General features: G+C 68.4%; 26 protein-coding genes. 14 read left to right on the forward strand and 12 right to left on the reverse strand.

Features of this window, described 5'->3' with window-relative positions; genetic code table 11:
• Positions 1-27 precede the first annotated feature (27 nt).
• The 3 genes from BTO20_RS35285 to BTO20_RS35295 are packed head-to-tail and all read left to right on the forward strand — an operon-like array spanning position 28 to position 2,730.
• On the forward strand, positions 28-1,149 hold the full coding sequence (locus BTO20_RS35285) for a lysylphosphatidylglycerol synthase transmembrane domain-containing protein (RefSeq protein ID WP_087080978.1): 1,122 nt from the start codon (positions 28-30) through the stop codon (positions 1,147-1,149).
• An 8-nt stretch (positions 1,150-1,157) separates the two neighbouring features.
• Positions 1,158-2,369, forward strand: a complete 1,212-nt coding sequence (locus BTO20_RS35290) for a M23 family metallopeptidase (protein WP_087080980.1) — start codon at positions 1,158-1,160, stop codon at positions 2,367-2,369.
• Positions 2,356-2,730, forward strand: coding sequence for a DUF3054 domain-containing protein (locus BTO20_RS35295; RefSeq protein ID WP_087080982.1), 375 nt, complete (start codon positions 2,356-2,358; stop codon positions 2,728-2,730). The genes BTO20_RS35290 and BTO20_RS35295 overlap by 14 nt, the downstream gene beginning before the upstream one ends.
• Here the strand turns inward: BTO20_RS35295 and BTO20_RS35300 are convergent.
• The 4 genes from BTO20_RS35300 to BTO20_RS35315 form a co-directional block, all read right to left on the reverse strand.
• Positions 2,718-4,061, reverse strand: coding sequence for a sensor histidine kinase (locus BTO20_RS35300; protein ID WP_232490964.1), 1,344 nt, complete (start codon positions 4,059-4,061; stop codon positions 2,718-2,720). The two genes, BTO20_RS35295 and BTO20_RS35300, sit on opposite strands and share 13 nt — an antisense overlap.
• A 14-nt stretch (positions 4,062-4,075) precedes the next feature.
• Positions 4,076-4,744, reverse strand: a complete 669-nt coding sequence (locus BTO20_RS35305; RefSeq protein ID WP_197514654.1) for a response regulator transcription factor — start codon at positions 4,742-4,744, stop codon at positions 4,076-4,078.
• 76 nt (positions 4,745-4,820) lie between these two features.
• Positions 4,821-5,189 carry a heme-binding protein gene (locus tag BTO20_RS35310; protein ID WP_087080988.1) on the reverse strand — a complete coding sequence of 123 codons (369 nt, stop codon included), beginning with the start codon at positions 5,187-5,189 and terminating at the stop codon, positions 4,821-4,823.
• 140 nt (positions 5,190-5,329) lie between these two features.
• Positions 5,330-5,869, reverse strand: a complete 540-nt coding sequence (locus BTO20_RS35315) for a hemophore (protein WP_087080990.1) — start codon at positions 5,867-5,869, stop codon at positions 5,330-5,332.
• Between the two features lie 237 nt (positions 5,870-6,106).
• Between BTO20_RS35315 and BTO20_RS35320 the strand changes: the two genes are divergently transcribed.
• Genes BTO20_RS35320 through BTO20_RS35335 form a run of 5 tightly spaced genes read left to right on the forward strand, consistent with a single transcriptional unit; the run spans position 6,107 to position 11,297 of the window.
• Positions 6,107-8,716: an MMPL family transporter gene (locus BTO20_RS35320; RefSeq protein WP_408632137.1), complete on the forward strand. Its 2,610-nt coding sequence runs from the start codon at positions 6,107-6,109 to the stop codon at positions 8,714-8,716.
• Positions 8,676-8,960, forward strand: a complete 285-nt coding sequence (locus BTO20_RS41450; protein WP_408632138.1) for a hypothetical protein — start codon at positions 8,676-8,678, stop codon at positions 8,958-8,960. Before BTO20_RS35320 ends, BTO20_RS41450 begins: the two co-directional genes overlap by 41 nt.
• Positions 8,957-9,493, forward strand: coding sequence for an XRE family transcriptional regulator (locus tag BTO20_RS35325; protein WP_198344187.1), 537 nt, complete (start codon positions 8,957-8,959; stop codon positions 9,491-9,493). Before BTO20_RS41450 ends, BTO20_RS35325 begins: the two co-directional genes overlap by 4 nt.
• A 57-nt stretch (positions 9,494-9,550) precedes the next feature.
• Positions 9,551-10,843, forward strand: coding sequence for an O-acetylhomoserine aminocarboxypropyltransferase/cysteine synthase family protein (locus BTO20_RS35330; protein ID WP_087080992.1), 1,293 nt, complete (start codon positions 9,551-9,553; stop codon positions 10,841-10,843).
• On the forward strand, positions 10,836-11,297 hold the full coding sequence (locus BTO20_RS35335; protein WP_087080993.1) for a CoA-binding protein: 462 nt from the start codon (positions 10,836-10,838) through the stop codon (positions 11,295-11,297). Before BTO20_RS35330 ends, BTO20_RS35335 begins: the two co-directional genes overlap by 8 nt.
• A 5-nt stretch (positions 11,298-11,302) precedes the next feature.
• Here the strand turns inward: BTO20_RS35335 and BTO20_RS35340 are convergent, their stop codons facing one another.
• Positions 11,303-11,992 carry a hypothetical protein gene (locus tag BTO20_RS35340; RefSeq protein ID WP_087080995.1) on the reverse strand — a complete coding sequence of 230 codons (690 nt, stop codon included), beginning with the start codon at positions 11,990-11,992 and terminating at the stop codon, positions 11,303-11,305.
• The gene (locus BTO20_RS35345; RefSeq protein ID WP_087083157.1) at positions 11,989-12,597 is read right to left on the reverse strand and encodes a hypothetical protein; all 609 of its coding nucleotides are present in this window, start codon (positions 12,595-12,597) and stop codon (positions 11,989-11,991) included. The genes BTO20_RS35340 and BTO20_RS35345 overlap by 4 nt, the downstream gene beginning before the upstream one ends.
• A gap of 66 nt (positions 12,598-12,663) precedes the next feature.
• On the opposite strand from BTO20_RS35345, the gene BTO20_RS35350 reads away from it, so the two are divergent.
• Positions 12,664-14,640, forward strand: a complete 1,977-nt coding sequence (locus BTO20_RS35350) for a M13 family metallopeptidase (RefSeq protein ID WP_087080997.1) — start codon at positions 12,664-12,666, stop codon at positions 14,638-14,640.
• A 145-nt stretch (positions 14,641-14,785) separates the two neighbouring features.
• Here the strand turns inward: BTO20_RS35350 and BTO20_RS35355 are convergent, their stop codons facing one another.
• Positions 14,786-15,775, reverse strand: coding sequence for a sugar phosphate isomerase/epimerase family protein (locus tag BTO20_RS35355; protein WP_087080999.1), 990 nt, complete (start codon positions 15,773-15,775; stop codon positions 14,786-14,788).
• 97 nt (positions 15,776-15,872) lie between these two features.
• Between BTO20_RS35355 and BTO20_RS35360 the strand changes: the two genes are divergently transcribed.
• Positions 15,873-16,868 (forward strand): LacI family DNA-binding transcriptional regulator, encoded by a 996-nt coding sequence (locus BTO20_RS35360; protein WP_087081000.1) that lies wholly within the window; start codon positions 15,873-15,875, stop codon positions 16,866-16,868.
• A gap of 6 nt (positions 16,869-16,874) precedes the next feature.
• Here BTO20_RS35360 and BTO20_RS35365 read toward each other — a convergent pair whose 3' ends face one another.
• Positions 16,875-17,888 carry a L,D-transpeptidase gene (locus BTO20_RS35365; protein WP_087081002.1) on the reverse strand — a complete coding sequence of 338 codons (1,014 nt, stop codon included), beginning with the start codon at positions 17,886-17,888 and terminating at the stop codon, positions 16,875-16,877.
• Between the two features lie 142 nt (positions 17,889-18,030).
• Positions 18,031-19,257, reverse strand: a complete 1,227-nt coding sequence (locus BTO20_RS35370) for an MFS transporter (protein WP_087081004.1) — start codon at positions 19,255-19,257, stop codon at positions 18,031-18,033.
• Between the two features lie 64 nt (positions 19,258-19,321).
• Between BTO20_RS35370 and BTO20_RS35375 the strand changes: the two genes are divergently transcribed.
• Positions 19,322-19,711 carry a PPOX class F420-dependent oxidoreductase gene (locus tag BTO20_RS35375; RefSeq protein WP_087081006.1) on the forward strand — a complete coding sequence of 130 codons (390 nt, stop codon included), beginning with the start codon at positions 19,322-19,324 and terminating at the stop codon, positions 19,709-19,711.
• 95 nt (positions 19,712-19,806) lie between these two features.
• Positions 19,807-20,106 (forward strand): thiamine-binding protein, encoded by a 300-nt coding sequence (locus tag BTO20_RS35380; RefSeq protein WP_083166774.1) that lies wholly within the window; start codon positions 19,807-19,809, stop codon positions 20,104-20,106.
• Here BTO20_RS35380 and ricR read toward each other — a convergent pair.
• Entirely contained in the window at positions 20,103-20,408 is a 306-nt protein-coding gene (gene ricR / locus BTO20_RS35385; protein WP_087081008.1) for a copper-sensing transcriptional repressor RicR, read from the reverse strand. The two genes, BTO20_RS35380 and ricR, sit on opposite strands and share 4 nt — an antisense overlap.
• Before the next feature lie 78 nt (positions 20,409-20,486).
• Between ricR and ilvD the strand changes: the two genes are divergently transcribed.
• Both ilvD and BTO20_RS35395 read left to right on the forward strand, forming a co-directional pair.
• Positions 20,487-22,190, forward strand: a complete 1,704-nt coding sequence (gene ilvD, locus BTO20_RS35390; protein WP_087081010.1) for a dihydroxy-acid dehydratase — start codon at positions 20,487-20,489, stop codon at positions 22,188-22,190.
• A 241-nt stretch (positions 22,191-22,431) separates the two neighbouring features.
• Positions 22,432-23,580, forward strand: a complete 1,149-nt coding sequence (locus BTO20_RS35395) for an ankyrin repeat domain-containing protein (protein WP_087081012.1) — start codon at positions 22,432-22,434, stop codon at positions 23,578-23,580.
• A gap of 8 nt (positions 23,581-23,588) precedes the next feature.
• Here BTO20_RS35395 and BTO20_RS35400 read toward each other — a convergent pair whose 3' ends face one another.
• The gene (locus BTO20_RS35400; protein WP_087081014.1) at positions 23,589-24,029 is read right to left on the reverse strand and encodes an SPW repeat protein; all 441 of its coding nucleotides are present in this window, start codon (positions 24,027-24,029) and stop codon (positions 23,589-23,591) included.
• Positions 24,030-24,166: 137 nt separating this feature from the next.
• Positions 24,167-26,767: a LuxR C-terminal-related transcriptional regulator gene (locus BTO20_RS35405; RefSeq protein ID WP_232490965.1), complete on the reverse strand. Its 2,601-nt coding sequence runs from the start codon at positions 26,765-26,767 to the stop codon at positions 24,167-24,169.
• Positions 26,768-26,817 lie beyond the last annotated feature (50 nt).

Consider the following 26,817-nt stretch of genomic DNA (forward strand, 5'->3'; position numbering starts at 1 on the left):
GCGACCTGCGCGGTTACCCTGTAGGGCGTGTCATACGACGCGCCGGCGCTCACTGCCCGCGGCCGGGCGCGATCCACGCGCGGCAAGTACTGGTGGCTGCGATGGCTGATTCTCGCCGTCGCGGTCGCCGTCCTGGCGGTCGAATTGACGTTCGTGTGGGATCAGCTCGCCAAGGCGTGGAAGAGCCTGCTGACCGCGAACGCGTGGTGGGTGCTGGCCGCTGTGGTGGCCGCGATGGCGTCGATGCACAGCTTCGCCCAGATTCAGCGGACGCTGCTGCGCTCGGCCGGGGTGCCGGTGCAGCAGTGGCGGTCCGAGGCGGCGTTCTACGCCGGTAACGCGCTGTCGACCACGATGCCGGGCGGGCCGGTGCTCTCGGCTACCTTCGTCTACCGCCAGCAACGCATCTGGGGCGCCTCGCCGCTGGTCGCATCTTGGCAGCTGGTGATGTCGGGTGTGCTGCAGGTGGTGGGCCTGGCGCTGCTGGGCCTCGGCGGTGCGTTCATGCTCGGCGCGAGCAAAAACCCGCTGTCCCTTATCTTTTCGCTCGGCGGCTTCGTCGCCATCATCCTGCTGGCCCAAGCTGTGGCGACCCGCCCCGAGCTGATCGAGGGCATCGGCGTCAAGGTGCTGACCTGGGTGAACTCACTGCGCGGCAAGCCGAGTGACACCGGGATCGGGAAATGGCGCGAGATCCTGTGCCAACTGGAATCGGTCAGTCTGGGGCGACGTGACCTCAGCGTCGCGTTCAGCTGGTCGCTGTTCAACTGGATCGCCGACGTGGCCTGCCTGGCGTTCGCGTGTTACGCGGCCGGTGGGCACCCGTCGCTGGCCGGTGTGGTGGTGGCCTACGCGGCTGCCCGCGCGGTCGGCTCGATCCCGCTGATGCCCGGCGGCCTGCTGGTGGTCGAGGCGGTGCTGGTGCCCGGCCTGGTGTCCAGCGGGATGACGCTGGCCTCGGCGATCTCCGCGATGCTGATCTACCGGTTGGTGAGCTGGATCTTCATCTCCGCGATCGGCTGGGTGGTGTTCTTCTTCATGTTCCGGACGGAGAAGGACATCGATCCGGATGCCGACGCCCCGCCATCCGCGTGCACCGACACCACAGCGGCCGAGTCGGCACCCGCCAACCCGGAATCCGAACGCTAGGAGCGCTCATGCGTTACTCCGCCGTGGCCCTCGCACTGGTCGGTGCGCTGGCCACCGCACTGACCGCATGTTCGTCGGCGCAGGTGCCGCAGGCCACCACGACCACGTCGACCACCCCGCCCGCGGCCGCCACCCCGGTGATCGGTTCGGTGCTCGCCGATCCGGTGCCCGTGCCGATGACCGACGGGCGCACCCACCTGGCCTACGAGCTCATGCTGACCAACACCATGCCCACCGACATCACGTTGACCTCGGTCAGCGCGCTGGACGGCGACCGCAAACTGCTGACGCTGTCCGGCGACAACCTGAAGTACTGGACCCGGTTGGTGGCGTTCCCGACGACCGGCACCACGGTGCTCGGCCCGGGCCAGAGCGCGTACGTGTGGCTCGACGTCATCGCCGACGACCCGGCGCACCTGCCCGGTCACATCGACCATGCCGTCAGCGTGTCCGTGAGCAAGCCGATGCCACCGCTGATTCCCGCCGAACTCACCGAGACCGTCGCGCCGGCATCGGTGCAGACCCGTAAGCCGGCGTCGATCACCCCGCCGCTGGCCGGCAACGATTGGGCCGATGTCAACAGCTGCTGCGATATGACCGCGCACCGGATGGCCCTCAACCCGATCAACGGAAAGCTTTGGGCCGCTGAGCGATTCGCCATCGACTACGTCCAGCTCGACGCGCAGAACCGAATCTTCACCGGGGACAAGGCCAAGGTCGAGAGCTACCCGTACTTCGGCGCCGACATCCACGCCGTGGCAGACGGCAAGGTCGTCGCGGTCCTCGACGGGCAGCCCGAGCAAGTGCCGGGGGTGACGCCGAAGGGGCTGGCGCTGCAGCAGTATGGCGGCAATCACATCGTGCAGGACATCGGCGACGGCAACTACGCGTTCTACGCCCATCTCAAGCCGGGCAGCCTGAGGGTGAAACCGGGCGATCAACTCAAGGCCGGGCAGGTCATCGCCTCGTTGGGCAACTCGGGCAATTCCGACGCGCCGCACCTGCACTTCCATCTGATGGACGGGCCTGATCCGTTGGCATCCAACGGGTTACCATTCGTGTTCAAGTCGTTCCGGCTGGACTCTCGGCTGGTGTCGCAGGATTCGCTCGAACCGCTGCTCGACGGCAAGCCGGCCGCGCTGCAGCCGGGCTTCGCCATCCGCGACCAATCCGAGGTCAGCCCACTGGTATTGGATGTGATGACGTATGCGACGGGCTAGCCTGCTTGCTCTGCTCGCGGATCTTGTTGCCGTAGTTGTGTTCTGCACCATCGGTCGGCGCAGCCATGCGGAGGGCATCACGGTGGCCGGCGTCGCCGAGACCGCGTGGCCTTTTTTGGTCGGCACGCTCGCGGGCTGGCTGGTGTCGCGTGGCTGGCAGCGCCCGACGTCGTTGGCGCCCACCGGTATTGCGGTCTGGATCAGCACCGTCGTGGTCGGCATGCTGCTGCGCAAGCTCACCTCGGCCGGAGTGGCCGGCAGTTTCATCGTGGTCGCGTCGCTGGTGACCGCGGTGCTGCTGCTGGGCTGGCGCGCCGCGCTGGCCGGATTGCGGCGCCGCAACCACGTTCAGTCCAGCTGATCGCCGTCTGCCACCCGCTCACGCGACGTGGACACCGTCAGGGTCGCCCGCAGGCCACCCAGCGGACTGTCCGACAGCCGGATCGACCCGCCGTGCAGCTCTGCCTGTTGCACCACCAGTGCCAGTCCCAGACCGGAACCGCCCGCACCCGCGGTGCTGCCCCGGCGGAACCTGCCCAGCACCGTCTCGTGCTCCTCGGCGGGTAGGCCGCGGCCGTTGTCGTCGACCACGATCGTCAGCACCGGCTGACGGCGGTGCGCCGCCAGCACGATCCGGGTGGCCTCGCCGTGCGTGACGGCGTTGCGCACCAGGTTGTCCACGGCGAGCCGCAGCCCGGCCGGCCAGCCCAGCACCGACCCGACATTGCTGTCGGCGCGCACCTCGACCTCGACCGAGCCGCCGCGCATGTTCTCCCGCGCCACCCGGTAGAGCATCTCGGTGACGTCGATCAGTTCGCGGTCCTCCTGCTGGGCGAGCTGCCCCGACGCGAGCTGACCGAGCGCGGTGATGATGGCCTCCACCCGGCGCTGCGCCCGGGACAGGTCGGCCACCACCTCGTCGCGCTCGTCCTCGGGAAGATCGTGGATGCGCAGCGTGTCCAGGTCGGCCCGCATCGCGGTGAGCGGGGTGCGCAGCTCGTGCGCGGCGTTGGCGGCGAAGTCCTGGGCGGCCTGCAGGGAATTGGTGGTGGCCTGCTGCGCGGCGGCGAGCCGGGTCAGCATGCCGGCCATCGCCTCGGACAGGTCCTCGGCCTCCCGCACGCCGCGCACCTCGGGCATGGTCGCGGTGTCACGGCCCAGCTTGCTGGTGTGCTCGGTCAGTTTGCGCAGCGGACGCACGGCCGGCCCGGCCAGCAGCCAGCCCAGCCCACCGGCGATCAGCACCGTGACAACACCGACGACGATGTAGACCGGGATCCGGTTGGCGCTGAGCAGGATGCTGTCGGCGCGGATGCCGATCGACATCAGCAGGCCGCCGTCCTGGTCCAGCACGATGGTGCGGACCCGGTATTCGGCGCCGTTGACCTCCACCGTGGCGGTCCCCGGCGGCAGGGCCGGCAGCTGCGGCCCGCGCTGGAACACCAGCTCGCCGGTGGTCTTGGCCCGGCCCGTGGTCAGCACACCGCGGCGCGGATCCTGGAACTGATCGGGGTTGAAGCTGGCGTCGATGATCGAGTCGAGCCGGCGGTCCAGCTGAGCGGCGTCGTTGTTGGCCAGCACCACCGAGGTGAGGATGGTGAACACGGCGACCACCGCGGACGCCGCCACCGCGGCCGCGATGGCCACCCTGGTACGCAACGACGTCGACCGGAACAGGCTGAACAGCCGCACCTAGCGCCAGGCCCTCACGACTCGTCCCGCAGCACGTAACCGATGCCGCGCACGGTGTGGATCACCCTGGGCATGTCGTCACGTTCGAGCTTGCGGCGCAGATAGGAGACGAACACGTCGGCGACGTTGGTGTCGACGTCGAAGTCGTAGCCCCACACCAGTTCCAGCAGCCGCTGCCGGGACAGCACCACACCGGCGTTCTCGGCCAGCACGGCCAGCAGGTCGAATTCGCGTTTGGTGAGCTCCACCCGCTCGCCGCCGACGAACACCAGCCGCCGTGCGGTGTCGATGGTCAGCGGACCTACGGTCATGCTGTCCGACTGCCGGTCGGTGTGGCTGGACCGGCGCAGCAGCGCGTTCAAGCGCGCCACGAGTTCACCCAGGTCGAACGGCTTGGTGAGATAGTCGTCGGCGCCGGCTTCCAGGCCGGCGATGCGGTCGTTGACGGTGTCCCGCGCGGACAGCACGCAGATCGGGATGTCGTTGCCCAGTGCGCGCAGCGCCGTCACCACCGCGACGCCGTCGAGTTCGGGCATCTGAACGTCGAGTACCAGGGCGTCGTGCGACTCGCTGGACAGCAGCCGCAGTGCTTCCTTACCGCTGGCCGCGACCCGGACGTCGAACCCGGAGTGCCGCAGGCCGCGGGCCACCGAGGTACGTACGTCCGGGTCGTCATCGACCATCAGGACCGTGCGATTCGCGCCGTCGGGCACGACGGGTCCTTCGCCGTTCGCGGGGGAGTTTCCCACCCGCACCAGATTACGGGGTCTGAGGCGGCGTGCCGCCGCACCGATTCTTCAGATCGACCAGGGGCTGGCGGATCCCGACCAGATCAGCCTTGGTCTGCGGATTCTGCTCGAGGTAGTCGTGCACCTTGGTGCGCACCTGATCCCGGGGCAGACCCTTGAGGCTGGTGAAGAACGCGTTCACGTCCGGGTGGGTGAACAGGTAGGCGGACGTCGAGGCGGACACACCCGAGGCCACTCCGGCAAGGTCAGCCGCAGTGCAGTTGGGCGGGTCATCGGCCATGGCCGACGGGATCGCACCGAACAGCATCGCGCCGGCAACCGCGCCGGCGCCGGCCACGCCGGCTACGACGCGCCGCGCGTTCAGGGCCGAGAGCAACATGGTCAAGCTCCTTCATCGGATGGGAGGCCGTAACCCCGGGCGGGTACCGGCATTGCAAGCTAAGCAGAATCCGGTGCGAGTTTCCCGCCTTGTGCCCAATGAAGTGTCTCCCCCGGCCCGACGAACTCCGGTTCGACGCGCTAGCGGGTGGTGGTGCCCGTCGCGGTGGTGACGCCGGGCAACGTTCCCGGGTTGAAACCGGGGCTGGCCGCGGACCCGGGCAGCGGGCCGGTACCTGGCACAGCGGCATTCAGCGCCGACGGCACACCGGCGGGCACGCTCTGCTGCGCACCCTGCAGCAGACCCATCATCTGCGGCAGGCTGACCGGCAACCGGCAGCGGGTACCGAGGCTGACCAGAGGCGACTGCAGCTGCTGCATGTCCTTGGCCACCTGCGGGTTGGCGTCGAAGTACGCCTTGACCGCGCCCAGGGTCTGCGGGCCCGCCTGCTGCTGGCTGATGGTGGTCAACGCCTGGTTGGTCTGCGGATGGGCGTCGAGGTAGGAGCCCATGTTGGTGGCGACGCCACCGACGGTCCTGGCTACCTCGCTGGCCGCGCACGGATCGGTCCCGGCGGTTGCGGTCGGCCCAAGGAACAGGGTGGCGGCCACGCCGCCCGCCGCAGACACCGCAAACGCGCCGGCAAGGCCGCGGCGCAGCCCAGCAGATATCGGCTTCATGGACAGGCTCCTCACGATCGGCGGCATGCGAAGCCCCCGACGCATGCACAGCCGGGGGCCATCTTGCCATCTATGTCGCGATGTCAGCGAATAGCGTTAGCCGTGCAGGCGGTAATCCGGCCCACATCACGGTGCGGTCTCATGGCGGCCGACGGGCGGGTGAGCCTACCGCAGTGCGAGGTACGCTTCCGTACGCAACGCCGGGGGAGAAAGAGGGGACCTCGCATCCAGCAGTTCATGATGCGCTTGAGCAGCAATCTGCGCAGATTCCGCTGGGCGGTGTTCGCCACCTGGTTGCTGCTGCTGGTGCCCTCCATTTACCTCGCGATGAACCAGTCGTCCAATTTGACCGGCGGCGGGTTCGAAGTCGAGGGCTCGCAGTCTCTGTACGTGCAGCGCCAGCTCGAAGAGCATTTCCCCGATCAGGGCGCCTCCCCGCTGGCGCTGGTCGCGGCACCACGCGCCGATGCGTCGTTCAACGACATGAACGCCGCGGTGGCCCGGCTGGAACAGATCGCCAAGCAGGTCCCCAGCGTCAAGATCGTGCCCAACCCGCAGCAGCCGGCGCCGCAGCCCGACCGGCCCTATGTGCTGACCCTGCAGCTGGACTTCAACAACACCGGCGCGGTCGACGTCGCCAAACAGCTACGCCAGAAGGTCGGCATCCACGGCGACCAACCCGGCGAAAGCAGCAACGGCAAGGTCAAGTTCTACGTGATCGGGCAGGGCGCGCTCGGCGCCGCCGCCACCCAGGCCACCAAGCACGACATCGCCGCGGCCGAGAAGTGGAACCTGCCGATCGTGCTCATCGTCCTGCTGGCCGTGTTCGGCTCGCTGGCCGCCGCAGCGCTGCCACTGGTGCTGGGCATCTGCACGGTCGTGGTGACCATGGGTCTGGTCTATCTGCTGTCGATGTTCACGACCATGAGCGTGTTCGTGACATCGACGGTGTCGATGTTCGGCATCGCGCTGGCCATCGACTATTCGCTGTTCATCCTGATGCGCTTCCGCGAGGAACTGCGGGCCGGCCGCGACCCGACCGAGGCTGTCGACGCCGCGATGGCCACGTCCGGGCTGGCCGTCGTGCTGTCCGGGTTGACCGTGATCGCCTCGATGACGGGCATCTACCTGATCAACACGCCGGTGCTGGTGTCGATGGCGACCGGCGCGATCCTCGCGGTCGCGGTCGCGGTGTTGACCTCGACGACGCTGACCCCCGCGGTGCTCGCCACTTTCGGGCACGCGGCCGCCAAACGCTCGTCGTATCTGCACTGGTCGCGCCGGGTCGAGGCGAGCCAGTCCAAGTTCTGGACCCGATGGACCGGCGCGGTGATGCTGCGTCCGTGGGCATCGGCGCTGGCGGCCGTCGTGCTGCTGCTGACGCTGGCGGCGCCGGCCTTCTCGATGGTGCTCGGCAACAGCATGCAGCGTCAGTTCGAGCCGACGCACGAGATCCGCGGCGGGGTCAACGCTGCCGCCGACGCCCTGGGTCCGGGTGCGCTCGGTCCGATCCGGGTGCTGGTGACGGTTCCTGACGGCAAGGCCGCCGAGAAGTCGGCGGTCGACGCCGTGCGGCAGCAGATGGCCCAGGCGCCCAGCGTGATCATGGTGCAACCCCCGGTGTTCTCCGACAACGGCAACGGCAACAGCGCGCTGCTCTCGGCGGTGCTGTCGGTGGACCCCGAGGATCTTGCGGCCCGCAAGGCCGTCGACTGGATGCGCGACAAGCTGCCCGCCGCGGCAGGCCCGAACGTCCGCGTCGACGTCGGTGGTCCCACCGCGCTGATCAAGGACTTCGACGATCGGGTTTCCGCGACGCAGCCCTGGGTGTTCGTGTTCGTCGCGTTGATCGCGTTCGTGATGCTCCTGGTGTCGATCCGGTCGCTGTTCCTGGCCCTCAAGGGCGTGCTGATGACCGTGCTGTCGGTGGCCGCGGCCTACGGCAGCCTCGTGGTGGTGTTCCAGTGGGGCTGGTTCGAAGGGCTCGGCTTCGAGAAGCTCAGCTCGCTCGACAGCACCATCCCGCCGCTGGTGTTGGCCATGACGTTCGGCCTGTCGATGGACTACGAGATCTTCCTGTTGACCCGTATCCGCGAACGGTTCCTGCAGACCAACAACACGCGTGACGCCGTCGCCTACGGCGTCAGCACCAGCGCCCGCACCATCACCAGCGCGGCGTTGATCATGATCGCGGTCTTTATCGGTTTCGCATTTGCCGGCATGCCGCTCGTCGCCCAGCTCGGTGTGGCGTGCGCGGTGGCCATCGCGGTCGACGCCACAGTGGTCCGGCTGGTGCTGGTGCCCGCTCTGATGGCGATGTTCGACGAGTGGAACTGGTGGCTGCCACGCTGGCTCGACCGCATCCTGCCCGAGGTGGATTTCGAGAAGCCGCTGCCGAAGATCGAGGTGACCGACCTGGTCATCATCCCCGACAACATCGCCGCGACGGGACCGACCGGAGCCGATCTGCGCATGATGGTCCGCTCCGCAGCCCGCATGAAAAGCCTTGCGCCCCAGACCATTACCGTTACCGATCCGCTGGCGTTCAGCGGCTGCCGCCAGTTCACCACCCGGCTGGCCGAGCAGCGCCCGGGCCGCACCAAACCGTGCGCCGTGCATCCGGTGACGATGTGGCGGGGCCGGCTGTCGGTCGCCGTCGACGCGCTGGAGACCGAGGCCGACACCAAACGCGCGCCCGTGGAGCGACGCGGCCCGATGGAGACCACCAATGTGCAGCTGCCCACCGGCGACCGGCTGCAGATCCCGACAGGCGCCGAAACCCTCCGGTTAGAAGTGCTATCTGATCATGTGCCGCAACACCACAAAGGACTACGCCGAGTTTGCTGACCTGGTCGAATCGATGGAAACCCAGACAGCGGCTCTGGTGTTGTCGGGCATGGACCGGTATTACTGTGGTCAACAACCCAGAAGTCGGTGGGTGGCGACCCAATTGGTACGCCGCTTGGCCGATCCGCAACCGTCCGACGAACACGATGTCAGAATGTCTGGACCAGAGGCTGCAAATGACTGGGAGAAAGTCAGGCAACGCTGCCTGTCGGTGGCTGTAGCGATGCTGGAGGAGGCGAAGTGACGTTGGCCCCGGAGGCACGGGACACTCGCGAACCACACCGCGAGAACGTCCCCCCGCGTGGGCGTTCTCGCTCCCCACTGCCCCCGCGTAAACCTCCGTTCGACGACCGGCCGGTCGAGTACTGGCCCACCGCCGCCATCAGGGCCGCGCTCGAGACCGACGACATGGCGGTGTGGCAACGGATCGTGGCCGCCGTCAAGCGAGACCCCTACGGCCGCACCGCGCGTCAGGTCGAGGAAGTTCTGGAGACCGCGCGCCCGTACGGAGTGTCCAAGGCGCTGTCCGAGGTGCTGCTGCGCACCCGCGAGCATCTTGAGGCCAGCGAACGCGCCGACGTGGCTCGCGGCATCCAGGGGCTGCTACGCCGGTCTGAGCTCGCTCCGCAGGAATTCGCCTCCCGCGCCGGGGTTTCCAACGAAGACTTCGCCAATTACCTGGAGGGCACGGTCAGCCCGCCGGCCTCGCTGCTGCTGCGGATGCAGCGGTTGTCCGACCGGTTCGCCAAGCTCGCCGCCCAGCGCTCGGGACAATAACGCCACCGAGATCGCAACTCTGGTCGTCGCGCTTCGGCTGTCGTACGCTGCCCACCCGTGACTGACCGGATTTTCGGTTTGGCCACGCGCGCCATCCATGCCGGACAACGTCCGGACGCGGGTACCGGCGCGCGGGTGACACCGATCTACGCCAACGCCAGCTTCGTGTTCACCGACACCGACGATGCGGCCAACCTGTTCGCGCTGCAGAAGTACGGCAACGTCTACAGCAGGATCGCCAACCCGACGGTCGCGGCGTTCGAGGAGTGCATCGCCAGCCTCGAGAATGGTCTCGGCGCGGTGGCCACCGCGAGCGGTCTCTCGGCGCAGTTCGCGGTGTTCGCCGCGCTTGCCGGGGCCGGCGATCACATCGTGTCGGCCGCAAGCCTCTACGGCGGCACCGTGACCCAGCTCGACGTCTCGCTGCGCCGCTTCGGAATCGACACCACGTTCGTCGCGGGCACCGACCCGGCCGACTATGCGGCCGCCATCACCGACCGCACCCGGCTGCTCTATGCCGAGGTGATCGCCAACCCATCCGGCGAGATCGCCGACCTGGCCGGGCTCGCCGAGGTGGCCCACGCCGCCGGGCTGCCGCTCGTCGTCGACGCCACGGTCGCCACCCCGGCGTTGTGCCGGCCCATCGAGCACGGCGCCGACATCGTGGTGCACTCGGCGACCAAGTTCCTCGGCGGGCACGGCACGACGCTCGGCGGTGTGGCGGTCGACTCCGGCCGATTCGATTGGGGCAACGGCAAGTTCCCGGCGTTGACCGAGCCGGTCGCGTCCTACGGCGGACTGAGCTGGTGGGGCAACTTCGGCGAGTACGGCTTCCTGACCAAGCTGCGCAGCGAGCAACTGCGTGATCTGGGTGCCGCCCTGGCCCCGCAATCGGCATTCCAGTTGTTGCAGGGCGTGCAGACGCTGCCGCAGCGGATGGCCGCCCACATAGCCAATGCCCGGGCGGTCGCGCAGTGGCTGGAGGACGATCCGCGGGTGAGCTACGTGCGCTGGGCGGGCCTGCCGTCGCACCCGCATCACCAACGGGCGGCGCGCTACCTGCCCGACGGCCCCGGCGCGGTGTTCGCGTTCGGGGTCACCGGCGGCCGGGCCGCAGGCGAGAAGTTCATCAACTCCGTACAACTGGCCAGCCACCTGGCCAACATCGGTGACGTGCGCACCCTGGTCATCCACCCGGCCAGCACCACGCACCGCCAGCTCACCGACGAGCAACTGCGCACCGCCGGAGTCGGGCCCGAGCTGGTGCGCATCAGTGTGGGTATCGAAGACGTCGACGACATCATCTGGGATCTGGATCAGGCCCTCACCGAGGCGGCCAAAGATGACTGACGCCCTGACCCGCCAGCGCATCCTGCGCGAGACCCGGTCGGTGGCCATCGTCGGAGCCTCGGCCAACCCGTCGCGCGCCAGCTACTTCGTCTGGACCTACCTGAAATCGACCAGCGACTACGAGCTTTTTCTCGTGAATCCGACCATCAGCGAGATCGATGGCTTTCCGGTCTATCCCACCCTCGCCGACCTGCCTGCCGTCCCGGACCTGGTCGACGTCTTCCGCCGCCACGACGATCTGCCGAGTGTGCTCGACGAGACCATCGCCGTCGGCGCGAAGACGCTGTGGCTGCAACTGGGGCTGCGCCATGACCAGGTCGCCCGCGACGGCGAGGCCGGCGGCCTGCAGGTGGTGGCCGACCGCTGCCTGAAGATCGAGCACGCCCGGTTCGCCGGAGGTCTGCACCTGGCCGGGTTCAACACCGGGGTGATCGATTCGCGCCGGCCCCGCTGAGTGCTCTACCGGGAGTGCAGCGGCACCACGTTGTCGACGACCCAGCGACCGTCGGACTTGGTCAGCGTGACCCGCAGGGCCAGCACAGCGTTGTCGGCCGGCTTGCCGGGCACGCTCTGGGTGCCGCGCAGCACCACCGCGACACTGGCCGCCTCGGGCCCGAGCGCCTCCACGCCCGCCGAAATGGTGCTCGCGGTCGCCGAGACGTTCTTGCTCGTCAAATCCTTGGCGACGCCGGAGAATTCCTTCTTGAACGCGTCGGCGCGCTCCGGCGTCATCATGGCCGCGGCCCGGTCAATCGAGGCGGTCGGGCTCTGCGGCGCGAAGGTGGCGGTGGCCTCGGCGACGCTGCTGGCGATGCGGACCACCTGGCCACGGTCGCTGTTGAAGGTGTTGTCGGGCTGCGTCCAGCGCAGATAGCCGACGAGCACCGCGGCCACCAGTGCGACCGTCGCCACCCCGACAACTGCCAGCCGTAGCCCGGGCCCGTCGTCGTCGGTGCCGACGGTCACGCCGTCGCGGCGCGCCAGCACCACGTTGACGATGACGCCCTGCACGATCAACAGGCACAGCACCGAGCACACCGACACCCACCACAGCGGCCAGGCCAGCGCCAGACCGATGAACACCAGCGCCAGGATCGCGGCCAGCGGCGCGAGGATGTCGAAGGCCAGGACTCTCAACCGGTTTCTCATCGGATCGGCTCCAGCCGCGAGATCATCAACTGTCCGTCGACGTCGGAAACGTCCAGCCGCAGCGCCCAGCGCACGGTCTGCGGTTTGTCCGAGCCGGCGTTCTGGCTCACCGAGGTGGCCACCACCAGCACGTGGTCGATGCGGGACACCAGGCCGGTCAGTTCGGGCTGGGGTGGCTGTTGGGGCGCGCCGTTCGGGCCGGTCGGCGGGTGGTAGATCGATTCGATGGACACCGAGTCGATCTGTCCGGTCGAGTTGGACTGCAGCCGCTTGACCAGGTCCCGGAACGGCTGGACGGTCGCGTCGAAGTCGGTGTTGAGCTGCCCTACGGTGCCTTCGTGCAGCTTCTGCACACCCGATTCGACGGTGTCCTTGTTGAGGTTGATCAGGATGTTGGTCCAGTCGGCCGCGGTTTGCAGCACGCGCGTCTGGTAGGCCCGCTCGTCGGCCTGGTTGCGGTGTCCGCTCCAGATCAGGGCGGCCAGCACGACGGCGGCCACGGCGATCACCCCCAGCACCGCCGACGCGACGCCGTAGCCGGTGAAGAGGCCGCCGGCGCTGTCTTCGCTCTCGTCGGTGCTGTCCTTGGCAGGGGCTTCGGGCATGCGCGTGAGGCTACCGGTGCGTTGCAAGGCCCAGAGCACCGCCGAGGCGTCTGGAAGAATGTCGGGGTGACGGTAGAAGCTATCAAGTCCGGTATCGACCTGAGCCATGTCGACGCGCAGGCCCGCCCCCAGGACGATCTGTTCGGCCACGTCAACGGCCGCTGGCTGACCGACTATGACATCCCCGCCGACCGGGCCACCGACGGCGCGTTCCGGTCCCTCTATGACCGGGCCGAGGAGCAGATCCGCGATCTGATCACCCAGGCCGCACAGTCAGGGGCCGCGAACGGCACCGACGAGCAGCGCATCGGCGACCTCTACGCCAGCTTCATGGACGAGCAGACCATCGCCGCGCGCGGGCTTGCCCCGCTGCTCGACGAGCTGGCGACCATCGACGCTGCCACGACTCCCGACGAACTGGCCGGGGTGCTGGGCGCACTGCAGCGCACCGGCGTCGGCGGCGGCGCCGGCGTCTACATCGACACCGATTCCAAGGATTCGACGCGGTATCTGCTGCACGTCAGCCAGTCCGGGATCGGGCTGCCCGACGAGTCCTACTATCGCGACGAGCAGCACGCCGAGATCCTGGCGGCCTACCCGGCGCACATCGCGCGGATGTTCTCTCTCGTGTACGGCGGGGACCAGAACGAAGCGGCCGCCCGCATCGTCGCGCTGGAGACCAAGCTCGCCGCCGCGCACTGGGACGTGGTGAAGCGACGTGACGCGGACCTGACCTACAACCTGCGTACGTTCGCCGACCTGCCCGCCGACTCCCCCGGGTTCGACTGGTCGGTCTGGGTGCGTGGCCTCGGGACGACGCCGGAGGCGGTCGCCGAACTCGTGGTCCGTCAACCCGACTACCTCACGGCCTTCGCGGCGCTGTGGTCGGGCGAGGATCTGCAGGACTGGAAGGCGTGGGCCCGCTGGCGGGTGATCCACAGCCGCGCCGGCCTGCTCACCGATGATCTGGTGGCCGAGGATTTCTCGTTCTACGGCCGCACGCTGAGCGGCACCGAGCAGATCCGCGACCGGTGGAAGCGCGCCGTGTCGGTGGTGGAGAGCCTGATGGGCGACTCCCTGGGCAAGCTCTATGTGCAGCGGCACTTTCCGCCGGAGGCCAAGGCCCGGATGGACGAGCTCGTCGCCAATCTGCGCGAGGCCTACCGCGTCAGCATCACCAACCTGGACTGGATGACGCCGGAGACCCGGGCCAAGGCGCTGGACAAGCTCGACAAGTTCACCCCGAAGATCGGCTACCCGGCGCGCTGGCGGGACTATTCCGAGCTGGTGATCGTGCGCGACGATCTGTACGGCAACTACCGGCGGGGCAACCTGATCAATTCCGACCGGGAGCTGGCCAAGCTGGGCGGGCCGGTGGACCGCGACGAGTGGTTCATGACGCCGCAGACGGTCAACGCGTACTACAACCCTGGCATGAACGAAATCGTCTTTCCCGCAGCCATTCTGCAGCCGCCGTTCTTCGACGCCGACGCGGACGACGCCGCCAACTACGGCGGTATCGGGGCCGTCATCGGTCATGAGATCGGCCACGGTTTCGACGATCAGGGCGCCAAGTACGACGGCGACGGCAATCTGGTGGATTGGTGGACCGACGCTGACCGGGCCGAATTCGGTCTCCGCACAAAGGCTTTGATCGAGCAGTATGAGAAGTTCACGCCGCGGGCGCTGGACGCGGGCCATCACGTGAACGGCGCCTTCACCGTCGGTGAGAACATCGGTGATCTCGGCGGGCTGTCCATCGCGCTGCTGGCCTACGAGCTCTCCCTCAAGGGCGAGGAACCGCCGGTGATCGATGGACTGACCGGCGTGCAGCGGGTGTACTTCGGCTGGGCCCAGGTGTGGCGCACCAAATCTCGTGACGCCGAGGCCATCCGGCGGTTGGCGGTCGACCCGCACTCACCGCCGGAGTTCCGCTGCAACGGCGTGATCCGCAACATCGACTCGTTCTACGAGGCGTTCGAGGTGGCCGACACCGACGAGCTGTACCTGGATCCCGCCCAGCGCGTGCGCATCTGGAACTAACCTTTCCCGCCAGTTCTCCTGCCCAGTTCTCCCGGCGAGTTCTCCCGGCGAGCAGACACTTAGGTACGCGACACGCCGTGGTTGCGGTACCGCAGTGACTGCTCGCCGGAGAAAGCCCCGCCGGAGGAAGTCCCGCACCAGAAAGTCAGGAGAAGTTGGCGGCGTTGAGGGTCTCGGCGGCAACCTGCAGGCCCTCCAGCGGCCCAAAAGCCACGTCCTCATGCTCGATGTTGACCCACATGTCCGGGTCGACGCGGTGCAGCGCCGCCAGGAAGCGGGACCAGAAGTCGACGTCGTGGCCGCGGCCGACCGCCACGAAATCCCATGCGGAGTCTTCGGGCCACTTGTTGACCACGTGCCGGCCACCGAGCCCGGTGGGGTTGAGCTCCAACGGAATTCGGGTGAACCGCTCGTCGAGCACGCCGTAGATACGGCAGTTGTCGTTGATCCGGGTGTCTTTGGCAGCGGCGTGGAAAACCAACGGGCCCAGCCAGTCGATGGCGGCGACCGGGTCGATGCCCTGCCAGAACAGGTGCGAGGGGTCCATCTCGGCGCCGACATTGGTGGCGCCGGTGCGCTCGACGAGACGCTTGAGGGTGGGCGGGTTGAAAACCAGGTTCTGCGGGTGCATTTCGATGGCGACCTTGACGCCGTTGTCGCGGGCGAGCGCGTCGATGTCGGTCCAGAACGGCACCGCGACCTCGTTCCACTGGTAGTCCAGTGAGTCCAGATATCCAGAGTCCCAGGTGTTGACGTTCCACGCCGGCCACTGCCCACCCGGATGTGCCTGCGGCAGACCGGACATGGTGACCACGCGGTCCACTCCGAGCAGCCCGGCGACGCGGATGGCGTTGCGCAGGTCTTCGGCGTCCTCGGGTCCCACCTGTGGGTCGGGGTGCAGCGGATTGCCGTTGCAGTTCAGCCCGGCGATCTCGATGCCGGTGCCGTCGAAGGTGGACAGGTAGGCCGCGGGAGATACGGCACCGGAGAGCAGCTCGGCCACCGGCAGGTGTGGCGTAGGCAGGAATCCGCCCGCGTTGATCTCGGCGCCGGTCAGGCCGAGTGAGCCGATGACCTCCAGCGCCTCGGGCAGCGACTTGTCGTGCAGGATCGCGGTGTACACGCCGAGCTTCACAGTGAGTCCCTTCGCTTAAACCGATCTATTAGACCGGTCTAAGTCCGATACTATGGGCGCCGCCGCAGCATCATGTCAAGACCGTGAAGGGAGCCGGATGCCAGCCAGCCGCGATCAGCCGACGATGCAGGACATCGCCGACAAGGTCGGTGTGTCCAAGGCGTCGGTGTCGCTGGTGTTCCGCAACGCGCCCGGACCGAGCGCTCAGACGCGCAAACGCGTGCTGGCAGCGGCCGACGAGCTGGGCTACCGGGTCAATCGCGCGGCGGCGCTCATGACGGCCAAGCGCACCCACCTGATCGGCGTTGCCGCCAACATCCGCAGCCCCTTTCAGGCCGAACTGGTCGAGGACATCGTGGCCGAAGCCGCCGCGTTCGACTACGAGGTGGTGCTGGGCGCGGTCACCGCAACACATCCCGAAGCGGCCGTCGTGGACACCCTGCTGAGCTTCCGCTGCGAGGCCTTGATCCTGCTCGGCCCCGAGCTCGACGACCCGCACCTGGCCGACGCCGCCCGTCGCGCGCCCGTGGTGGTGGTCGGGCGCCGGACCTCGTGCCCCGAGGTCGACGTGGTCCGCACAGCCGACGGGCGCGGCATCGGTGGGGTCGTCGACCATCTGGTCGCCCTCGGCCATCGGCGCATCACGCATCTCAGCGGCGGAACCGGGACCATCCCCGCCGACCGCAAAGCGGGGTACACGCGCGCCATGAAACGCCACGGCCTGTCCGCCGAGATCGACGTCATCGACGGCGATCTCACCGAGAGCGCGGGGATCCACGCCGCGCAGGTGCTGCTGCAGCGGCCCGAGCGTCCCACTGCCGTGGTGGCCGCCAACGACCGCAGCGCCATCGGGTTGATGGACCACCTGCTGCGGGCAGGGGTCGCGGTGCCTCGTGACATCGCGATCACCGGCTACGACGACAGTGTGCTGGCCCGGCTGGCCCACATCGACCTGACCACGGTCAGTCAGGAGCCCCGGCAGCAAGCCCTCAGCGCCGTTGAGGCAATCGTCGACCGCCTCGACAACGGCCGCACCGAACGGCTCGACGTGGTGCTCGAACCGCGTTTGGTGGTGCGGCGTACGACCGGCTGACCCGAACTAGAAAATCTGCCAGTCGGAAGCGCCGTCGGGCTGGTTGTACAGGCCCGTGGAGTTCTTGATGACGACCGGGTCACCGCTGCCGAAGTTGTCGTAGAACCACTGCGCGTTCTCCGGACTGAGGTTGATGCAACCGTGGCTCACGTTGCGCTTGCCCTGATCGGCCACCGACCACGGGGCGCTGTGCACGAACGCGCCGCTGTTGTCGATGCGGACCGCGTCCTGCACCGTCAGCTTGTAGCCCTCGGGCGACGTGTTGGGCACGCCGTAGGTGGCCGAATCCATGACGATGCTGGGGAACTTCTCCAGCACGTAGTAGGTGCCGTTCTTGGTCTCGTGCTTGCCGTCGGGCTTGCCCATCGACACGGGGAAGGTCTTCTCCAGCTTCCCGTTGCGCATCACCTGCATCTGGTGGGCCTTGTCGTCGACGGTGGCCACCAGGTAGTCACCCACGCGGAAGCTGGACTTGGTGCCGCCCGCGTCGATGTTCACCACCGTGTTGGACGGCCAGAAGTCCTGCGGCCGCCAGCGCACCTGGGTGTCGTTGACCCAGTAGAACCGGCCGGGCACCGGCGGGTTCGACGAGATGTGGATGGCGTCCTCGGCGAGCTTCTTGTCGGCGATGGGCCGCTGGAACTGGATGTAGATCGGCTTGGCGACGCCCACCATGGACCCGTTGACCGGGTTGAAGGACGGCGGCAGGAACACCGGCTCGCCCGTGTACGGGGTCGGGTTCTGGCCGGCCGGGGTACCCGAGGGGATCACCGCGGGGGCGCCGTAGTTGGTGACCGACGGCGGAACGGCGGCCGGTTGCGCAGCCGGGGCCAGCGGATCGGCCGCGGCGGCGGGGTCGGGCGCAGGCAGCACGCCTGGAGGTGGCGGCGGGAAAGCTGGGTCCACGGGCGCCGGTGGCACGTCGGGATCCGCCAGCGCGGACGGGCTCAACACGAGTCCGCCGACCAATCCCGCGGCCATGAAAACGGTGATCAGTCTGCGTTTTGCCGATTTCGGCATAGATAACCTCCAGACAGCAGAACTTTCTCCAGTGTCGCACAGCGCGGAGACCAGCTACTGCCGCGAGAGGCCTTCACACCCCGACCCCGGCCGTATCCACGGCGCTGAACTGCACTGTCAGTCGGCGCAGACGTGTCCGGCGTTACTTCTCGGTGGTTGCGCAGGAAACCTTGAACACGTCGCGGGTGGCCAGTACTCCGACCATCGCGACGACGATCAACGCCGCCGAGGCGGCGATCATGACGGCCAGGCCGGCGTTGTCGAAGAGCACGCCACCGACCAGGGAGCCGGCCATGATGCCCACCTGGAAGGCGGCCACGTAGCGGCCGGACGCGCCGTCGGGATCCTCGGGTGATGTGCGCATCGCCGAGGCTTGCAGCATGGGTGGCAATGCGGTCGACGCCGCGCCCCACAACACCATGGCTGCCACCCCGACCAGCACCGTCAGCGTGCCTGCGGCGCTGTCGAACGCCAGCGTCGTCAACGCCGCCAGCGCGGCGGCCAGCGCGGCCAGACACGCCACCACCGAGGCCTTGGGCCAGTGGTCCAGCGGCCGCGCCATGGCCGCCATCGCGATCAGTCCGGCGACGCCGTAGCCGGCGAGCAGCCAGGCCAAGTGCGGTCCGTGCACACCCACCACGTCGCGGATGATCACCACGATGAACGTATAGGCGATGAAATGCCCGGTGACGCCGATGAGTGTCAGCCCGGACAGCGTCATCAACCGGCCGTTGTGGCGGTGCACCTGGCGGGCAGGCACGTCGTCGCGGGCCACCGGCATCGGCGGCAAGATCACCCAGGCCGCCAGCGCCACCGCCGCTGCGGCGCCTGCCACCACCGCCACGGCCATCCGCCAGCCCCACAACTCGCTCATCGCCGCGGTCAGCGGGTTGCCCGCCACCAGGGCCAGGCCGGTACCGACGTAGACCGCCGCGGTGGCCCGGCCGGCGTGGCTGGGCGGTACCAGCCGCGCTCCGATGGGCGCGATCACCGACCACATCAGACCGTGGGTCAGCGCGCACAGCACGCGCCCGCCGGCCAGCACCGCGAAGTTCGGGGCGATGGCCGAAATGGCTTGCGAGACGGTCAGGCACACCAGCGTCGCGAGCAGGGTGCGACGCCGCGGCCAGGACGCGGTCAGCCGCACCAGGGCGACCGTCGTCACCGCCGCGACCAGCGCGTAGCAGGCCATCAGACTGCCGACCAGCCCTTCACTGACCCGCAGATCCGCGGCGATCACCGGCAGCGCGCCGACCGGGAGGATCTCGGCGGTGACGTAGATGAAGGACGCTGCGGCCAGCACCGTGAGCGATGCGGCGACGCGCACCGTCCACGGGCCTGTGGATGTCGACGACAGCTCGACGGTCATGGTGGGATGCCACGGTAACGGCTTGGCGTTGCAGTTTCGGACAACCGAACCGAAGGGATGCGTAATGGTTGCTGTACCGGATGGGTTTGAAGACCTGCTCGATCGGCCGTTGTTCGGCCATCTGGCCACCACCCGGCCCGACGGCACGGCCCAGGTGAACCCGATGTGGTTCGACTGGGACGGCTCACGGCTGCGTTTCACCCACACCACCAAGCGGCAGAAGTACCGCAACATCACGGCGCAGCCCGCGGTGGCGATGTCGATCCACGATCCCGACAATCCGTACCGCTACCTGGAGGTTCGCGGTGTGGTCGAGGAGATCGTGCCGGATCCGAAGGCGGAGTTCTTCCTCAAGCTCAACGACCGCTACAGCGGATCGCTGACCGAGGTTCCGGCCGACGTCGCCGACCGCGTGGTCTTGGTGGTGCGCCCGACGCTCTACAGCAAGCACTAGGCCGTCCTAACGCCGAGTTCGACGCAAACGTCGCTCGAATCGCCCGGTGACAACACTTTCGTCGGGCTCGCGGACGGCCGCGCAGAATTGACGACATGATTGTCGCCTTCAGTGTCAGCCCGATGGGCGGTGACGAGTCCGGTGGTGTCGGCGCCGCCGTGGCCGAAGCCGTCCGGGTGGTCCGCGAGTCAGGCCTGCCGAATGAGACCAACGCGATGTTCACCAACATCGAGGGTGAGTGGGACGAGGTCATGCCGGTGGTCAAACGGGCCGTCGAAGCCGTGGCCGCGGTGTCGTCGCGCGTCAGCCTGGTGCTCAAGGCCGACATCCGCCCGGGCTACACCGGTCAGCTCACCGCGAAGGTCGAACGCATCGAGCGCGAGCTCGGAAGCTAGGACCGCACCAGCCGTGCGATCGCGGCCGAGGCCTCGGCGAGTTTGGCGTCGGCCTGCTCGCCACCCTCCGCCACGGCCTGGGTGACGCAGTGGCCGAGGTGTTCGTCGAGCAGCCCCAGCGCCACCGATTGCAACGCACTGTTGACGGCGCTGATCTGGGTGAGGACGTCGATGCAGTACTTGTCCTCTTCGATCATTTTCGCGATCCCGCGGACCTGCCCCTCGATCCGGCGCAGCCGTTTGGCGTAGTTGTCCTTCTGGGGCGAGTATCCATGCACCCCAGAGCCCTCAGCCACATCCATCAGACCAGCATACCGGTACCCCTCCGGGGTATGAATACTGGTTTGGCCGGGAGAAACGGCACGCGGCATACTGCTTCCATGCCCTCCTCGGAAACTCCTGATATCAAGCCGCGCAGCCGCGACGTCACCGACGGCCTGGAGAAGGCCGCAGCCCGCGGCATGCTGCGCGCGGTAGGGATGGGCGACGACGACTGGGTCAAACCGCAGATCGGCGTCGGGTCGTCGTGGAACGAGATCACCCCGTGCAACATGTCGCTGCAGCGCCTCGCGCAGTCGGTCAAGGACGGTGTGCACGCCGCAGGTGGGTACCCGCTGGAGTTCGGCACCATCTCGGTGTCCGACGGCATCTCGATGGGCCACGAAGGTATGCACTTCTCGCTGGTGTCCCGCGAGGTGATCGCCGACAGCGTCGAGACCGTCATCCAGGCCGAGCGCCTCGACGGCAGCGTGCTGCTGGCCGGCTGCGACAAGTCGATCCCCGGCATGCTGATGGCGGCCGCGCGACTGAACCTGGCGAGCGTCTTCTTCTACAACGGCTCGATCATGCCCGGCGTCGCGAAGTTGACCGACGGCACCGAGAAGGAAGTCACGATCATCGACGCCTTCGAGGCGGTCGGCGCGTGCGCCCGCGGGCTGATGTCGCGTGAGGACGTCGACATCATCGAGCGCGCCATCTGTCCGGGTGAGGGTGCGTGTGGCGGCATGTACACCGCGAACACCATGGCTTCGGCGGCCGAGGCCCTCGGCATGTCGTTGCCGGGCAGTGCATCTCCCGTCGCCATCGACAAGCGGCGCGACGAGTTCGCCCGCAGGTCGGGCGAAGCGGTCGTCGAAATGCTGCGCCGCGGCATCACCGCCCGCGACATCTTGACCAAGGAGGCGTTCGAGAACGCCATCGCCGTGGTCATGGCCTTCGGCGGGTCCACCAACGCGGTGCTGCACCTGCTGGCCATCGCCCGCGAGGCCGAGGTCGAGCTGACGCTGGCCGATTTCACCCGCATCGGCGCCAAGGTGCCGCACCTGGCGGACGTCAAGCCGTTCGGTCGCCACGTCATGAAGGATGTCGACGAGATCGGCGGCGTGCCCGTGGTGATGCGCGCGCTGCTGGATGCCGGTCTGCTGCACGGGGATTGCCTGACGGTCACCGGCAAGACGATGGCCGAGAACCTCGCCCACATCGCGCCGCCCGATCCGGACGGCAAGGTGCTGCGCGCGATGAACAACCCTATCCATCCCACGGGCGGCATCACGATCCTGCACGGGTCGCTGGCCCCCGAGGGTGCCGTGGTCAAGTCCGCGGGCTTCGACTCCGACGTGTTCGAAGGCACCGCACGGGTTTTCGAGCGTGAGCGCGCGGCGCTGGACGCTCTGGAAGACGGCACCATCACCCACGGCGACGTCGTGGTCATCCGCTACGAGGGCCCCAAGGGCGGCCCGGGTATGCGCGAGATGCTGGCCATCACCGGCGCGATCAAGGGCGCCGGGCTGGGCAAGGACGTGCTGCTGATGACCGACGGCCGGTTCTCCGGCGGGACGACGGGTCTGTGCGTCGGGCACATCGCACCGGAGGCCGTCGACGGCGGTCCGATCGCATTCGTGCGCGACGGTGACCGGATCCGCCTCGACGTCGCCAACGGCACGCTCGACATCCTCGTCGACGAGGCTGAACTCGCCGGGCGCAAGGACGGCTGGCAGCCGCTGCCCCCGACGTACACCACCGGCGTGCTGGCCAAGTACACCAAGCTGGTGCAGTCCGCCGCCGTCGGCGCCGTCTGCACGTAGGGGGTCCCCTGCACCGCGAGCGTGCTGGGGGCCCCTCCCGCTTGCGGGGGAGTCTGCTGGCCGACACACCGCAAATCGTCAGCATTTCGCGCACGCTCGCGGGCCGGTACAGTGAGACCGGGCGCGCAGGAACGCCCGATGTCCGCTCGAAGAGGCTCAGCCTCCCTGCCGATCGACTTACCTTGTGACCGACCTCTTCTCGGCCCGATTCGCGGACGCGGGCGTATGAGAGGAGGCCGTCATGGCCAGCCGACTGCCCAACAATCCGGCACTGGACAAGCTCCGTGATGAAGCACGCACGCTGCAACGTGCGAATCACACCCCGCTGCACCAAGCCCAGCTCACGGTCGCTCGCCGGTACGGCTTCACCAGCTGGCCCGCGCTGGTGCACTACCTGCGCGAAGCAGCCGCACTCAGCGTCGACCCGGGCGCCGTCGACGAGAACACCCTCGACCCGGCCGACCGGTTCTGCTCCTGGGCGTCATTGCGGTACAACGAATCCGACGCTCCGCCCCGGTGGCAGTCCGCGGCGGATCTGCTGGCTGCCGACCCCGCACTGGTCGAGCGCAGCGTCTGGGCCGCCGCCGCGGCCGCCGACCCCGACGCGCTCGCCGGCCATCTGCGCAAGCGGCCCGCGCTCGCCAACACCGGCGGCGGACCGTTCGGCTGGGCACCGCTGATGTATCTCTGCTATTCACGAGTTCCGTTGAGCCACACCGCCGAAGACGTCACCAAGGCCGCGGCGTTGCTGCTCGATGCCGGCGCCGACCCCAATGCCGGTTACCTGTGGTGCGGGCTGTCGACGCCGTTCACACTGTTGACCGGGGTGTTCGGGGAGGGCGAGCAGGGGCCACGCCGTCAGCCGCGCCACCCGCAGGCCGCCGCGTTGGCCACCCTGCTGCTGCACCGCGGCGCCCATCCGGTCGACCAGCAGACGCTCTACAACCGGATGTTCCGCCCCGACAATTCACACCTGGACCTGTTGTTCGCCCATGGCCTGGCCGATGCCGAGCCCAGCCCGTGGGAGCGCCGGCTCGGCGAGGCCATGGAGACCCGAGAACAGATGTGGCAGCGCCAGATCCACTGGGCTGCGGAGCACGGCTTCACGGAGCGACTCGACCTGCTGGCGCGCCACGGCATCGACATATCCGGGGTCGACGTGAGTGTTCCGGGCTTTCCCGACGACCCGAACGCCCGCGACGATGACGGCGCCACGCCACTGCACCAGGCCGTCTGGGAAGGCGACCTGGTGCTGATCCGGAGGCTGCTGGACGCGGGTGCGGACCCGTCACTCACCGATGGGCGGTTCGGCTCCACGCCACTGCAATGGGCCGAACACGCCTATCAGACCGAGGCGGCGGACCTGCTCCGCGCCCGACGTCGAGATTGACTGCGGGATCAGGCGTGCCGAGTACCGGAGTTGCGGAAGCGCATCCCGAGATATGCCGCGTAGAGGCCGAGCAGGCACACCACGACACCGCTGACCACGTTCGACCAGATCATGCCCGCAGTCGGCCCGGTGACGAAGATCCACGGCGAGATGATCAACCACACACCGAAGACCGGCACCGTCCACGTCAAGCCGTGGCTGCGGTCGAGCGCACACCCGAAGCACAGGGCCAGGAATCCAATGGTGCCGCCGATGATCAGGTCGTTGATGGTCAGCCTTGACGTGGCTTCGAAGCCGACGATCCACGGCGACAACGCAACGTAGAGCCCTGCCATCAAGGTCAGGCCGAAGGTCGCCTGCGCTGCCATCGACTCGGCGACACGGTCGTAGTTGGCCCGCAGCGCCAGGATGTCGGGGTGTTGATCGATTGACGAATGGACCGTTGTCATTTCCTACCCCTTCCACTACGCGGCAAGGGATTCGGCCCGTGCCGCACCCATCCATTCACTGCCCAGATTACGCCGGTCCGCCGTGGTCGGAGAAGATGAACGCTTGCACTCGGCAAGAGCGGGCACTGCCGCGTCAGCTAACCCCGAAAGCCACCCCGCACGATCGCGGCCAGTTCTTCGCGCGAGCTCGCCCCGACGCGTTGGCAGGCGCGATACAGGTGGCCTTCGACGCTGCGCACCGACATCACGAGTCGCTTGGCGATCTCCTTGTTGGACAGCCCGGCGACGACGAATTCGACGATCTCGCGCTGTCTTTGGGTCAGCGGCTGGCCCGCCGGGTGCCGCAGTGCCGGCGTGCAAATGCCCCCGCAGTCCGTGGCGAGTTGGCGTGCCACCGCCGCGGCATACAACCCGCGCTTGCCCTGCCCGGATCCGCTGAACGCGACGGCCGCCTGCGCGGCGGCGTCGGCGGCGGTCACCCGGTCCCCGATCGCCTGGTACTTGCTCGACGCGTCGAGCAAGCCTGCACCGTCATTCGCAGCCAGCGCCGCGGCGTGCCGCGCGACCGCGTCGGCCAGTGGAAGTCGCAACTCGGCGGCCAGTTCGGCAGCCCGCGCGGCGCCGGAGGTGTCACCCCACTGGGTCGCCGCCTGCAGGCAGGCGAGTTCGTGGGTGGGTTGGTGGCGTTCACGGGCCTCGGTGGCGGCGGCGCGGACGGCGGCGATGGCCTCGGTCAGCGATCCGCCTGCGGCCATGGCCCATCCGGTGGCCAGTGAGAGGTTGGTCTGCATGTACACGTAGTCGTCCGGTACCCATTGCCGGGCCTGCGCCAACGCCTGGGCTGCCTCCTCGGCCTGCCCGAGTTTGCCGTGCGCCTCGGCCAGGCCGAAGCAGCTCGCCGGGCGCAGACCTGTTGAGCCCCCGTGGGTTTCGACGCCGGCGAGCGCCTCGTGCAGTAGCCCGACCGCCTCGGGTATCGCGCCGCGGACCAACTCGACATGGCCGAGCAGGAACGCCAGGTTGGCCTGGGCCAGGCCGGGCAGGTCCCGCGCCGAATCAGCCAATTGCTTGGCGTTACGCACACATTCGTCGATCCGCCCGGTCAACCGGCAGGCCCGGGCGTACACACCGCCGTACCAGAATCGGGTCTGCGACGACTCGAACGAGTTGATCGCCCGGTCGATCGCGTCGGTAGCGACCTCGTTGAGGTCGTCGACTTCACCCAGCGCGCCCAGGGCCATCGTCAGCGCCACCGCCGCGATCATGGCGTGGTAGTCGGGCAGCAGGCCCGATGCGATTGCGGCCCGGGCATTGTCACGCGCCGCTTCACAGCGCCCCAGCACGGCGTCGACGCCGGCCTGGATCGCCAGGCGGGCCGCCCGGTCGGATTCCGACTCCGGCTCGGCGGCCAACTGCTCGAGGATGACCGCGGCGTCGCGGGGGCGGCCCAGCATCCAGGTCAGGTTGGCGGCCCGCAGCGTCGCCCACCGATGCGCGTCCGGGCGACCCTCCGAACTGATCTGGGCCAGCACGGTTTCCGTCTGCTCGCCGCGGCCGAGCAGCAGTAGCGCCATCGCCCGCATCGGCGCGGCCTCGTAAGCCCCGCACTCGTCGGCCGCGGCGGCGAAGCGGTCCGCCGCGTGCGGATCCAGCAGCGTCATCGCCGCTCGGGCGGCATCGAGGTACAGCTGCGGGTCGGGCTTGAGGTCCGAGCCGAGCATCAGCAGGGCGCGCCGGACCGTGGCGCGCAGATCGTCGTCGGGGTTCGATGACAGCCGCTCGACGAGCCGTCCCCGAAGCCCCGACAGATGCATCTCGCCGGCGGTGGCGCGGCGCAGCTCACCGTAGAGCGGATGGGCCAGCCGAACCTGCAGCCGCGATCCGTCGCGTTCGACCGTGACGACCCGCAGCGTCTCGGCGGCTTCCAGATCCTCGCGGCTCACCAGGTCGCACAGCACGTCGACATCGAGGGGTTCGCATTGCGACAGCAGGTCGACCACCATGGCCGGGCCGGCAGGCAACCGGTCGAGGTTGCTGCCCACCATGTCGGTGATGCTCTGCGAGACGGCCAGGTCGCCGTCCCACATCCACACCCCGGCCACCTGCCGCAGGCGTTGGCCGTCGATCTGGTCTTTCAGTACCTGCTGCAGATACAGCGCGTTGCCGCCGGTGAGCTTCCAGAACCGCCGTGCGCTGCGGCTGTCGACCGGGCCGCCGAGCGTCTGCTCGATGAAGGCGCGCGTCGCCTCGGCCGACAGCGGCTCCAGGTCGAGCCTGGCGAGCAGGCCGTCCTTCCACAACGCGGTGACGGCGTCGGGGGCGGCGCCGCCGGCCCGTGCGGTGACCACCAGCCGCACTCCCCTGGCCTGGGCCAGTTGGTGCAGGACATGTGCGGAGAGCTCGTCGAGCAGGTGCGCGTCGTCGACCCCGATCATGCTGCGGCGTTGGTGTTGTTGAGCGACAAAGGAATCGATCAACCTGCGGACGCTGGGCAGCGGATCGCACATGTCCTGGCTGATAGCCCCGGTGAACGCGCCCAGCGGCAGCGACCGGGCGGATTCGGTGCCGACGAACCAGCTGGTGCGGTCACCTGTGGTGGCGGCCTGGCTGAGTACCTGACGGGCCAGTGCGGTTTTGCCGACGCCTGCCGGCCCGACGATCATGACGCCGCAATGCTTGCTGCCGTGCAACACCCGACGAATGGTGCCGAGCTCGTCGTTGCGTCCCGTCAGCGTCATGCCACCCCTCGAAAACCGGGTTCCCCGAGGTCAGGATAGGGCGCGAAACG

Source organism: Mycobacterium dioxanotrophicus (assembly GCF_002157835.1).
Taxonomy (GTDB): domain Bacteria; phylum Actinomycetota; class Actinomycetes; order Mycobacteriales; family Mycobacteriaceae; genus Mycobacterium; species Mycobacterium dioxanotrophicus.